We start from the raw sequence: 12,072 nt of genomic DNA, 5'->3' as shown, positions 1-12,072 counted from the left end.
GCCCGCCCCACCCGGCAAGGCGGCCTCACTTATCCACAGCAGGGCCCGGCGCGAACCGCCGGGCCATACAGCGCCGCGCGTCCTTTCTGACGCGCAAAGGCGCTGTAACACTTTGAATTTGTGCATGATCCTTTCCGAAAATCGATTCCGATTTTCGGGGTCATGCACAAGCATTTCTGTTGCACAATAGTCGCGTGCCGGCAGCCGCGGTAACCATGTCTGCAATCTGTCGCCGGCGTTGATTGACTCGCCACGCCCCGAGACCTTAACGTTTTATTAACGATGTAAAGGGGCGGGCGGGGGACATGATTTCCGCAGCAGGCTTGGCGCGCACGGCACGGCGCGGCGCAGTTTTCTTTGGGTTGGCGGCAGGCGTTGTCGCCGGTGCCGGCGCGGCCTCTGCTGCGTCCCAGCCGATGGCCACCGGCGGGCTGACCTCGCAGCCGATCGGCCATTATGACTTCTGTCGTCTCAATCCTGCGGAATGCGCGATCAAGCAGCGCGACACCGGGCCCGAGGAGTTGACCGGTGAGTTGTGGCGCAAGATCGTTTCGATCAACGTAGCGATCAACGCTGCGATCAAGCCGATGAACGACATCGACATCTATGGCCGCGACGAGGTCTGGACCTATCCCGACAATGGCGAAGGCGACTGCGAGGACTATGTGCTCGAAAAGCGCCGGACGCTCAGCCGCGAGGGTGTGTCGCTTTCGAACCTGCTCATAACAGTGGTGCGCAAGCCCGATGGCGAGGGCCATGCGGTGCTGACCGTGCGCACTTCCAGGGGCGACTTCATCCTCGACAACCTGACCGACGCCGTGCAGCAGTGGGACGAGACCGGCTACAATTTTCTCAAGCGGCAATCGACGGAAAACACCGGCCGCTGGGTGAGCATCCGCGAAGGCCAGACCACGCTGGTCGGCTCGGTCAAGTAGCGCCCTTCCCCGCCGTTCAGGCTGGATCCGCGAGGTTGGTTGCTGTTGCGTCGGCACAAGCTTGCGTATCGCCGCCGCAATGTGGCCCGCACGAAAAGGCCACTCAGGCATAGACCGGCCCAGGCGGCGCTGCAGCCCCGGCTGGTTCCTTGTGGCGCTTGTCCATTCCCGTTGAACAGCAATGCAGATCCATTCCGGAAACGGTCGCCTCTATCCGCGATAGCGAACTTCGCTCAGCGATGGTGCGTCATGCCGCCTGTGCCATGCGCTCGGAGGCGATGCGGTAGGAGATCGCTTCCGCAAGATGGATGCGCCCGACCGTCTCGCTGGCGTCGAGATCGGCGAGCGTGCGCGCCACCTTGAGCACACGGTGGTATGCGCGGGCGGAGAAGCCGAGCTTTTCGCTGGCCTCCCTGAGCAGCGAAAGGCCGGCGGCGTCGGGGGCGGCGATGTCCTCGATCAGGCCGGCGGCGCATTGGGCATTGGTGGTGGCATTGGTGACGCCGCGCGCCTCGAGGCGCTCCCGCTGGATCGCGCGGGCCCGGGCGACGCGGGCCGCGACCTCGGCGCTGGCTTCCGACTTGCCGGGCCTGATCAGGTCGGCGGCGGAAACCGCGGGCACCTCGATGCGCAGATCGATGCGGTCGAGCAGCGGCCCTGAAATGCGCGCCTGGTAGTCGGCCTGGCAGCGGGTGCCGCGCAGGCAGCGATAGCCCGGCTCGCCGGCCATGCCGCAACGGCACGGGTTCATGGCGGCAACGAGCTGGATGCGCGCCGGATAGGTGACGCGATGGTTGGCCCGCGCGATCATGCAGTCGCCGGTTTCCAGCGGCTGGCGCAGCGAATCGAGCACCTGCGGGGTGAATTCCGGGAATTCGTCGAGGAACAGCACGCCGTGATGGGCCAGCGAGACCTCGCCCGGCCGCGCCCTGAGCCCGCCGCCGATCATCGCCGCCATCGAGGCCGAATGATGCGGCGCGCGAAACGGCCGCCGGTCGGTGAGCTTGCCCTCGGCCAGTTCGCCGGCCACCGAGGCGATCATCGAGACTTCGAGCAGTTCCTTGGGTGACAAGGGTGGCAGGATCGACGGCAGGCGTGCCGCCAGCATCGATTTTCCCGAGCCCGGCGGCCCGACGAACAACAGGTTATGGCCGCCGGCGGCGGCCACTTCGAGCGCTCGCTTGGCGCTTTCCTGGCCCTTGATGTCGGCGAGGTCGGGCAGGTCGCGCGCCGGCGCACGGATGCCGGCCTCGGGCCGCGACAACACCTGGGTGCCGCGAAAATGGTTGGCGATGGCAATCAGGCTGCGCGGCGCCAGGATGTCGATGTCGGCACCCGCCCATGCCGCCTCGGAACCACAAGCCGACGGGCAGATCAGCCCCCTGCCCTCGGTGTTCGCCGCGATTGCCGCTGGCAGCGCGCCGGCGACCGCCGCGATCGTGCCGTCGAGCGAGAGCTCGCCAAGCACGACATAGCTGGCCAGCGCGTCGCCGGGCACGGCACCAAGCGCAGCCATCAGGCCGAGCGCGATGGGAAGGTCGTAATGGCTGCCCTCCTTCGGCAAGTCGGCGGGGGCGAGGTTGACCGTTACCTTCTTGGCCGGCATCGACAGACCCGAGGCGTGCAGTGCCGCCTGCACCCGCTCGCGGCTTTCGGCCACCGCCTTGTCGGGCAGGCCGACGATCTGCATGCCGACCTTGCCGGGCGCCACCATCACCTGCACGTCGACGGGAACCGCCTCGATGCCCTGGAACGCAACCGTGCGCACGCGCGAAACCATGCTGCCCCCTCCGCGGAATGCTGCCCCTGTTCCGCGCGATATGGTCGAGTGACCTCGCGCAAGACAAGCACAGATTGCAAAGTTGCGCAAGAACAATCCAGGAACAGATGTGCTCCGGCGCGTTGCGCTGTCGTTTGGTAGTCCAGCAGCAGGCAGAGAAGAGGCCGGGCGCTCTTACGTCGGCACGCCGCGAGCGGGCCGGTCAGGCCCGCTTCCGCTCCACCGCGTCCCAAAACAGGGCAGCGATGTCGGCGCCGCCGAACTTCTTGACCTCGCGGATGCCGGTCGGCGAGGTCACGTTGATCTCGGTCATGTAGTCGCCGATGACGTCGATGCCCACGAGGATGAAGCCGCGCTCGCGCAGCGAGGGGCCGATTGCCGCGCAGATCTCGCGCTCGCGCGCCGTCAACTCGGTCTTCTCGGCGCGGCCGCCGACATGCATGTTGGAGCGCGAATCGTGTTCGGCCGGGACGCGGTTGATGGCGCCGACCGGCTCGCCGTCGATCAGGATGATGCGCTTGTCGCCCTTGCGCACGTCCTTGAGGTAGCGCTGGACGATGTAGGGCTCGCGGAACATCTGGCCGAACATTTCCAAGAGCGAGGCGAGGTTGCGGTCGGCCTCGTGCAGATGGAAGATGCCAGCACCACCATTGCCGTAGAGCGGCTTTACGATGATGTCGCCGAATTCCCTGCGGAAGGCGGCGACCTCCTGCGGATCCTTGGTGATCAGCGTTTCCGGCATCAGGTCGGAGAATTCGGTGACGAAGATCTTTTCGGGGCTGTTGCGCACCCAGGCAGGGTCGTTGACGACCAGCGTCTTGGGATGGATGCGCTCGAGGATGTGGGTGGTGGTGATGTAGTTCATGTCGAAGGGCGGATCCTGGCGCAACAGGATCACGTCCATTTCCGACAGGTCGGTGCGAACAGGCTCGCCGAGGGTGAAATGGTCGCCCTTGACGTCGCGCACCTCGAGCGTCTCGATGCGGGCGAAAACCTTGCCGTCGCGCAGGGACAGCCGGTCGGGTGTGTAGTGGTAGAGCTCATGGCCGCGGCGCTGCGCCTCCAGCGACAGCGCAAACGACGTGTCGCCGGCGATCGAGATGGTTGCGATGTGGTCCATCTGGACGGCGATCTTGAGCGGCATGGAGGTCTCCGGCGCGGCTGGTCGTGGGGCAATTCGCGCAACCGGGCGGCCGGTCGCGCGCTGTGGTGACGAGGATGTAGCGATTTGCCGGGCCGATGCAATGGCGGCGTGGTGCCGGAATGAAGACGGGGCCGGCATCAGGGACGCAAAAACCGAGAGTGCGAAAAAATAGACGCTGCGTCAAATAAGTGGACGCGATGCGAAAACAATTCCTAAACCCTTTGCTGCGAGGGTCCAGAAACGATCGCAGTAGCAGAACTGAGAATACGCATGACCCTCGGCGCCAGCCATCTCGACAGGGAACCGGCAGATCTGGCCCTTACCGATGCCTTGACCGGCCTCGGCAACCAGCGCCGATTCCATGACAAGGTCGAGCGGCTGATCGTCGAACGCGCCGATGACCCCGCTCCCTTTACCGTCGGCATTCTCGATCTGGACGGCTTCAAGCCGATCAACGACCTGTTCGGCCATCGCGCCGGCGACGACATCCTGATCCAGGTGGCGATGCGCCTGCGCGCGGCCTGCGACGGCCATTCGGCAGTCGCCCGCATTGGCGCCGACGAATTCGCCTTCCTCTATCCGCTGGTGTTCTCCGAGGAGGCGGCGGCCGACAAGGCCCGCATGCTGATCGAGATCCTGTCTGCGCCCTACGATGTCGGCGAGCGCACGGCGCGCCTGTCGGCCTCGGTCGGCTGCTCGCTGTTTCAATCGACCGACGACAACACCGAAACCCTGATGCGCAAGGCCGAGACGGCACTCTATCACGCCAAGCGCTCGGGCCGTGGGCGCGTCGTCGTCTACAGCCGTGAGATGGAAGAGGCCGCCAAGCGCATTACCCGCATCGAGCAGGCGCTGCGCCGGGCGGTTGCCGCCGGCGAGGTGACGCCGCATTTCCAGCCGATCGTCGATCTAAACAGCCGCCGTACCATCGGCTTCGAGGCGCTGGCGCGCTGGACCGACCGCGACCTCGGCCAGGTTTCGCCGGCGATCTTCATTCCCATCGCCGAGGAACGCGGCATCATCGGACCGCTGTCGCAACTGGTGCTGCGCAAGGCAACCGAAGCGGCGCGCAGCTGGCCGAGCGACATGTTCCTGTCCTTCAATCTGTCGCCATCGCAGCTGGTAGACCAGAACACCGGGCTGCACATCCTTGCCATCCTCCAGCGCACCGGCTTCGATCCGCGCCGCCTCGAGATCGAGATCACCGAAACCGGCCTGATGAGCGATCCGGTCTCGGCCGGTAAGATCGTCGAGGATCTCAGGCGCGTCGGCATTCGCGTGTCGCTCGACGATTTCGGCACCGGCCAGTCCTCGCTCGGGCGGTTGCGCGAATTCCGTTTCGACAAGCTCAAGATCGATCGCGCCTTCGTTGCCTCCATCCTCGAGGACCGGCCGTCCGAACACATCATCCGCGCCATCCTGGCGATGTGCGATGGGCTTGGCATGGACGTGGTGGCCGAAGGCATCGAACAGGAAGCACAGGCCGAGCGGCTGGTGCAGTTCGGTTGCGCCGGCGGCCAGGGCTACCTGTTCGGCCGCCCGGCCGATGCGGAAGCGACGCTCGGCTACCTGCGCGAAGCCTATCGCGGCGCGTCCCACGCCAAGGCGATCTGAAACGGCCATCTCTTCGGAAGGCACAAGTCGGCAAGACCTTGCGCCTGCGCCCGCCCGGCTCCGACCGAGCCGGGGGCTTTCCTCTTGTCCGAGCCCTATCCCCATCCGGATACGCGCACCCATCCTTCGCGGCAGGCATTCGTGGCCGCTGCGTCGGGGCGCCCTTTCCTGCCTGATCTTCTGGGCGTCTTGCCGCGTGGTTGAGTTTTTCGGCAAATCGCAACTTGACCATTTAGATTATGATTATAATCTAAATGCGTTGAGAGGCGCGGGCTCGTTCAGGCCCGGTGCCGGATAGAAGGAAAAGCGATTTTGTCTGAAGCTTATATTGTCGATGCCCTGCGCACCCCGACCGGCAAGCGCCGCGGCGGTCTTTCTCACATTCACGCAGCCGATCTCGGCGCCCACGCGGCCGGTGCGCTGGTGGAGCGCAACATGGTGCCCGCCGAGGACTATGACGACGTGATCTTCGGCTGCATCGACGCGGTCGGGCCGCACTCCCAGAACATCGCGCGGACAAGCTGGCTCGCCGCCGGTCTGCCGCTTCGCGTCCCCGGAGTCACCGTCGACCGCCAATGCGGCTCCTCGCAGCAGGCATTGCATTTCGCCGCACAGGCGGTGATGTCCGGCACCCAGGATGTTATCCTCGTGGGCGGGGTTCAGACAATGAGCCAGGTTCCGCTTGGCAGCGCCTCGGCGGCGGGCAAGGCACTCGGCCACGACACGCCTTTCGCCAGGTCGGAAAGGTGGAAGGCGCGCTTTGGCGAAGTGCCCATCACGCAGTTTCGCGCCGCCGAGCTGATCGCGGCGAAATGGGGCATCTCGCGGGCGAGGATGGAAGAGTTTGCGCTCCAGAGCCACCAACGCGCGCTGGCCGCGCAGGTCGGTGGCTTCTTCGAGCGCGAGATACTTCCCACCGATGGCCTTGCCCATGACGAGACCGTCCGTCGCACGACGCTGGCGGACATGGCGGCGCTTGCGCCGCTCGCCGATGGCGGGGCGATTACAGCCGCGCTCGCCAGCCAGAACGGCGACGGTGCGGCGGCGCTGCTGGTGGTCTCCGAAAGGGCGCTCAAACGCTACGATCTCGTGCCGCGGGCGCGGATCCACCACATGAGCGTGCTTGCCGACGATCCGATCATGATGCTGACGGCCCCCATTCCGGCGACCTTGAGGGCGTTGGAACGGACCGGCCTGACAGCGGATGACATCGACCTAGTCGAGATCAACGAGGCCTTTGCGCCGGTGGTGCTGGCCTGGCTGGACGAGACCCGCTTTCCGGCCGACAAGGTAAACGTCAACGGCGGCGCGCTTGCGCTTGCGCATCCGCTCGGCGCCACCGGAGCCAAGCTGATGACGACGCTGCTGCACGAACTGGAGCGCCGCAAGGGGCGCTACGGGCTGCAGACGATGTGCGAGGCCGGCGGCGTCGCCAATGTGACAATCATCGAGCGACTGGGCTAAAGGAACGGGATCGCAGCGACGAGGAGGGAGCTGACATGCGTGCCAGCCGCAAACAGGCCGAAGAGAACCGCAAGCGGGTCATCGCCGCATCGAGTGCGCTCTTTCGCGAGCGCGGCTTCGACGGCATCGGAATCGTCGACCTGATGAAGTCGGCGGGGCTGACCCAGGGCGGCTTCTACAAGCAGTTCGCCTCCAAGGAGGATCTTTCAAGGGTGGCCTGCGAACAGGCGCACGATGAGAACCTCGTCTTCTGGCGGGACTACCTCGATGGTGCGACGGACGACCAGAAGGCGCTCGCCGCCTTCGTCCGCGCCTATCTGTCGCCAACACATCGCATGCAGCCCGACAAGGGCTGCATGCTGGCTGCGCTCGCTCCCGAAGCCAGGCGGCGGGAGCAGCCGGTCCGTGCCGTTTTCGCAAAGGCGATCGACGACTATGCCGAAATGCTCTGTCCCTTGATGCCGGCGGCAAACGGGGCCGAGCAGCGGAAGGCTGCATTGGCGCTGCTCGCGCAAATGGTCGGGGCGCTGTCGCTGGCGCGCGCCGTTCCCGACCCTGCTGTCTCCGACGAAATCCTCGATGCCGCCGTCCAGGCGATCACGACCGGCATTGCTGCCCAAGCCCCAGCGAACAGCTAGAACCTCGTATTCGTGGCACTTTCCGCGGCCGAAAAGCGATTCCGCTTTCCGGGGCAATCGGTTATGACTGGCGCGAAACCGGCTCGATCGGGAGCGTCGTGCCTGGGGGGAGCAAAGCATGGTGTCAACGGCGCGATTTCCTGATCTGGAGGGGCGGTCGGTGCTCATCACCGGCGGCGGTACAGGCATCGGTGCAGCGCTGACCGAGGCTTTTGCCGGCCAGGGTGCCAAGGTCGCCTTCATCGATATCGCCCTCAAGGCCAGCAAGCAGCTCTGCGACGACGTCGAGAAAACGACAGGCAACCGCCCCTTTTATCTGCGCGCCGACCTGCGCGATATTTCGGAACTTCGCCGTGCCGTGGCCCGCGCAGTCGAAGAGCATGGCCCAGTGACGGTGCTGGTCAACAATGCCGCCAACGACACCCGCCACGAGGTCGCCGACGTCACGCCCGAAAGCTGGGACGAAAACCAGGCGGTGAACATCAGGCCGCATTTTTTCACCATCCAGGCACTGGCGCCTGATATGGCGGCAGCGGGCGGCGGCTCGATCATCAACTTCACCTCGACGTCCTATATGCTGAACATCGGCACCATGCCGGCCTATACGGCTGCAAAGGCCGCCATCGTCGGCCTGACCAAGGGGCTCGCCGGCCGCTACGGTCCGGACAACATCAGGGTCAATGCGGTTGCTCCCGGCTGGGTCATCACCGAGCGGCAGCGCGAATTGTGGGTCAGCAAGAAGTCTCTCAAGGGGCACATCGCAAGGCAATGCATCCCCAGGATGATGCTGCCCGAGGACATGGTCGGGCCGGTGCTGTTTCTGGCCTCGGACGCCTCGCAAATGCTGACGGCGCAGACGCTGATCGTCGACGGAGGTATCCTTTGAGCGGAAAAGCTGAGATTGCGGCCGTCGACTGGGGCACGACCAGGCTGCGCGTCTGGCTGCTCGATGCCGCCGGCACCGTGCTCGACGAGCGGCGCAGCGACGACGGCATGCTGACGGCGCAGCAGAAGGGGTTTGCCGCGATCCTTGAGCGCCATCTCGGGGACATGGGGGCAGAACGAGACCTGCCCGTGATCGTCTGCGGCATGGCCGGTGCTCGCCAGGGCTGGGTGGAAGCGCCCTATGTCGACGTGCCATCCTTGCTCGATGACATTCTCGGTGCTGCCGTGCCGGTGCCGGGCGTCGGGCGCAACATCCGCATCGTGCCGGGGCTGGCCCAGCGCAACCCGCGCACGCCCGACGTGATGCGGGGCGAGGAAACCCAGCTTGCCGGCATCAGCCACTTGGTCGGCTCGGGCAGCCATTTGGTCTGCATGCCGGGCACGCATTCGAAATGGGTGATCGCAGAAGGCGGGACGATTTCGGGCTTCGGCACCTGGGCCACGGGCGAGATGTTTTCGGTACTGGCGCAGCATTCGATCCTGCGCCATTCGATCGGCGACAGGCCGGCGGCGGTGGCGCCGACCGGCCAAGTGTTCCGCGACTGGTGCCAGGAGGCGTTGTTTGACGCCGACATCGGCGCCCGACTGTTCGGCATCCGCGCAGCTAGCCTGCTGTCCGGCCTTGGTCAGGAGGATGCGGCGGCAGCGCTTTCTGGTCTTTTGATCGGCGCCGAGATCGCTTCGGCCACGAGACGCTTCGGCCGGCGCGGCGCGCCGGTCATCCTTGTCGGCTCGGGGCCGCTCGGCGCATTGTATGCCGAGGCGATGCACCTCGACGGCATTGCGGTCGAGATCGCCGATGCGGATGCCGCAGTACTTGCAGGGCTGGTGGCCGCCGCCCGCCGCAACGGCATGCTGCCTGAAGGAGACGCACAATGAGCGTGACCGCCCCGTTCCCGACGCTTCGCCGCGGACTGGTCGCCATACTGCGCGGGCTGACGCCGGAAGAAGCGGTCGACGTCGGCCAGGCCGTCTTCGACGCCGGCATCGAGGCGATCGAGGTGCCGCTGAACTCGCCCGACCCGTTCCGTTCGATCGAAACGCTGGCGAAGGCGTTGCCCAAGGCGCTAGTCGGCGGCGGCACGGTGGTCTGGGCCAAGGACGTCGACCAGCTGAATGACGCCGGCGGCCGCCTGCTGGTCAGCCCCAATATCGACGCCGAGGTGATGGGCCGTGCGGCAGTCCGCAAGATGGTGACGATGCCGGGCGTGTTCACCCCGACCGAAGCGTTTCTGGCGCTGCGCCTGGGCGCCTCGGCGCTGAAGTTCTTCCCCGCCAGCGTGCTCGGCGCTGGCGGTATTGCTGCGATCCGCGCGGTGCTGCCGAAGGAAACGCAGGTTGGCGTCGTCGGCGGCGTGTCGGAAGCCGATTTCGCCGCCTATGCCAAGGTCGGCGTACAGCTGTTCGGGCTGGGCTCGAGCCTCTACAAGCCGGGCATGAGCGCTGCCGAGGTTGGTGCGCGTGCGCGGGCCGCCGTGGCCGGCTGGGACGCGATCCAGGGAGGGTGAGATGGCGGCTGCGGTCCTGTCCGACGTTGCATGCGAACTGGGCGAGGGGCCAAGCTACGACCCGGCCACCGACACGCTCTACTGGTTCGACATCCTAGCGAGCCGGATGCTCGAAAAGAACATGTCAGGCGGCGAAACCAGAATCCACCAACTTGGCGAGATGGCGAGCGCCATCGCCAGGATCGACGACCAGCGGCAATTGCTGCTGACCGAGACCGGGCTGCATATTCGCGATGCCCTGACCGGCCGGACGTCGCTGCACGTTTCGGTCGAGGCGGCCAACGCCGCCACCCGGTCCAACGATGCGCGGGTGCATCCGTGCGGAGCGCTGTGGTTCGGCACCATGGGCAAGAAGGCCGAGGCCGGGGCAGGGGCGATCTACTGGTTCTTCCGCGGCGAGCTCAGGCTGCTGTTTCCGGCGATCACCATCCCGAACTCGATCTGCTTCACCGAAGACGGCAAGACGGCCTACTACGCCGACACCGCGGTCAACCTGCTCTATCGCATCGACTGCGATGCCGACACCGGCCTGCCGACAGGCGAACCCAAGCTGTTCGTCGATGGGCGCGCCAGGACCGGCGGCATCGACGGCTCGGTATGCGACCGCGACGGCGTGCTGTGGAACGCCTGCTGGGGCGGCGGACGGGTCGACGCCTATGCCCCCGATGGCTCCCTGCTGCGCTCCGTGCCGGTGCCGGTCATGCAGCCGTCCTGTCCAGCCTTCGTCGGTGCTGCGGCCGACCGGATGGCGGTGACTTCGGCCTGGGAGGGGCTGAACGCCAAGGCCCGCCGGGCCGACCCTCAGACCGGCAAGACCTTCCTGCTCGATATCGCCGTCAATGGCCGCCATGAGCCGAATGTGCTGATCTGAGGGCATTGCTGGGCGCCCGTCGCCCGAGCGATGACAACAGGTCGGATTTCCGGCAGGTTTCTGAGCGTCGGGATGCGACTGTCGTAGAAGGGCAGGCGCAGGGGGAAACGATGGCCGCACGCAAACCGATGCTGATCCTTGTTTACGAACCCGAGCGCGCCTGTTTCGACCGGCTGCTGGCCGATGGCTTTACGCCGCGCGCGGCGATGGAGATTTCGTCCTATCTGGCGCAGTCGACGGACCTAGCACCGGAGTTCGGCGCCATTGCCGAGGCTTGTTTCGCGCGCGGTCTCGATTTTCACGCGGTCGAACTCGATGACGCAGCCGGAATGCTCGTCGGCTGCGACCGGGGCAAAAGTCTGGTGTGGACGCTGACCGACGGCATCGCCTATTTCCGGGGTGGGGCGGCGCCGGCGCTGGCTCGGCTCTACGGGCTGCCCACGATAGGGGTGGACGACAGCCTGTTTGCGCTCTGCCAGGACAAGTTCCGCTCTGGCGCGGTGCTGGCAGCACTTGGCTTGCCGGTGCCGGCTGCCGGGCTGGCGCGTGATGGCCGCTGGGTGGTCGAGCTGCAGGAGTCGAGCTCAGGCTATTTCGTCAAGCCGAACCGGCTGGGCGCCAAGATCGGCATCTGGGAGGAGTCGCGCTGCCGCACCCCAAATGAGGCGCTTGCGCTTGCGGGCCGCGTGTTCGAGGCCTATCGCGACGACGTCGTGGTCCAGCCCTATGTCGCGGGCCGCAACGTGCGGGCGAGCTTCCTGGCGGTCGATCCCAAGGCCGGGGCCGAGGCGCTGGGCATCGCCTTTGTCGATTCAGGTGGTGATTTCCAGACCATGGCCGACAGCATGGCGCTCTACGGCGACACCGGTGCCGCCGCGAAAGACGAGGGCCGCTACGCTGAGCCGGAACTGGTGCCGGTGGCCTCCCTGCAGCCGCGTGCGGCGGGCAGGATCAGGCGGATCGCGGCAAGGCTGATGGCAGGACTCGGGCTCCGAGACGTCTTTTCGCTCGACCTGCGGGTCGAGGCCGACGATACGGTTCACCTGATCGAGTTCGAGGTCTGTCCCGGCCTGCCCTGTTTCGATTTCCGCGCCTATTGCCGGGCCGAGTGGGGGCTTGGCCTCGCTGACGCGATGGCCGAGACGGCGGCGCGCCGTCTGCTGTCTTAGCCTC

The 12,072-nt window shown here is 66.1% G+C and carries 11 protein-coding genes; 9 read left to right on the top strand and 2 right to left on the bottom strand.

Annotated features, from left to right (window positions below):
• Positions 1-305 precede the first annotated feature (305 nt).
• Entirely contained in the window at positions 306-935 is a 630-nt protein-coding gene (locus ABSY17_RS23595) for a transglutaminase-like cysteine peptidase (RefSeq protein WP_378946285.1), read from the top strand.
• Between the two features lie 247 nt (positions 936-1,182).
• On the opposite strand, the gene ABSY17_RS23590 is transcribed toward ABSY17_RS23595, so the two are convergent.
• Positions 1,183-2,715 carry a YifB family Mg chelatase-like AAA ATPase gene (locus ABSY17_RS23590; RefSeq protein ID WP_378946283.1) on the bottom strand — a complete coding sequence of 511 codons (1,533 nt, stop codon included), beginning with the start codon at positions 2,713-2,715 and terminating at the stop codon, positions 1,183-1,185.
• A 202-nt stretch (positions 2,716-2,917) separates the two neighbouring features.
• Complete coding sequence (gene gshB / locus ABSY17_RS23585; protein ID WP_378946281.1) at positions 2,918-3,859, bottom strand: glutathione synthase; 942 nt, start codon at positions 3,857-3,859, stop codon at positions 2,918-2,920.
• Between the two features lie 270 nt (positions 3,860-4,129).
• On the opposite strand from gshB, the gene ABSY17_RS23580 reads away from it, so the two are divergent.
• The 8 genes from ABSY17_RS23580 to ABSY17_RS23545 all read left to right on the top strand — a co-directional run bounded on the left by ABSY17_RS23580 (position 4,130) and on the right by ABSY17_RS23545 (position 12,068).
• The gene (locus ABSY17_RS23580; RefSeq protein WP_378946279.1) at positions 4,130-5,473 is read left to right on the top strand and encodes a putative bifunctional diguanylate cyclase/phosphodiesterase; all 1,344 of its coding nucleotides are present in this window, start codon (positions 4,130-4,132) and stop codon (positions 5,471-5,473) included.
• 312 nt (positions 5,474-5,785) lie between these two features.
• Entirely contained in the window at positions 5,786-6,937 is a 1,152-nt protein-coding gene (locus ABSY17_RS23575; RefSeq protein ID WP_378946277.1) for an acetyl-CoA C-acetyltransferase, read from the top strand.
• A 35-nt stretch (positions 6,938-6,972) separates the two neighbouring features.
• The gene (locus tag ABSY17_RS23570; protein ID WP_378946275.1) at positions 6,973-7,575 is read left to right on the top strand and encodes a TetR/AcrR family transcriptional regulator; all 603 of its coding nucleotides are present in this window, start codon (positions 6,973-6,975) and stop codon (positions 7,573-7,575) included.
• A 118-nt stretch (positions 7,576-7,693) separates the two neighbouring features.
• The gene (locus tag ABSY17_RS23565) at positions 7,694-8,461 is read left to right on the top strand and encodes an SDR family NAD(P)-dependent oxidoreductase (protein WP_378946273.1); all 768 of its coding nucleotides are present in this window, start codon (positions 7,694-7,696) and stop codon (positions 8,459-8,461) included.
• Entirely contained in the window at positions 8,458-9,399 is a 942-nt protein-coding gene (locus tag ABSY17_RS23560) for a 2-dehydro-3-deoxygalactonokinase (protein ID WP_378946270.1), read from the top strand. The genes ABSY17_RS23565 and ABSY17_RS23560 overlap by 4 nt, the downstream gene beginning before the upstream one ends.
• Complete coding sequence (locus ABSY17_RS23555; protein ID WP_378946268.1) at positions 9,396-10,028, top strand: 2-dehydro-3-deoxy-6-phosphogalactonate aldolase; 633 nt, start codon at positions 9,396-9,398, stop codon at positions 10,026-10,028. Before ABSY17_RS23560 ends, ABSY17_RS23555 begins: the two co-directional genes overlap by 4 nt.
• Position 10,029: 1 nt before the next feature.
• On the top strand, positions 10,030-10,899 hold the full coding sequence (locus ABSY17_RS23550) for an SMP-30/gluconolactonase/LRE family protein (RefSeq protein WP_378946265.1): 870 nt from the start codon (positions 10,030-10,032) through the stop codon (positions 10,897-10,899).
• 110 nt (positions 10,900-11,009) lie between these two features.
• Positions 11,010-12,068: a D-alanine:D-lactate ligase-like protein gene (locus ABSY17_RS23545; protein WP_378946262.1), complete on the top strand. Its 1,059-nt coding sequence runs from the start codon at positions 11,010-11,012 to the stop codon at positions 12,066-12,068.
• Positions 12,069-12,072 lie beyond the last annotated feature (4 nt).

The organism is Mesorhizobium sp. ANAO-SY3R2 (genome assembly GCF_042466635.1).
In the GTDB taxonomy this organism is placed as follows: domain Bacteria; phylum Pseudomonadota; class Alphaproteobacteria; order Rhizobiales; family Rhizobiaceae; genus Aminobacter.
This window is presented reverse-complemented; position numbering and strand designations above follow the sequence as displayed.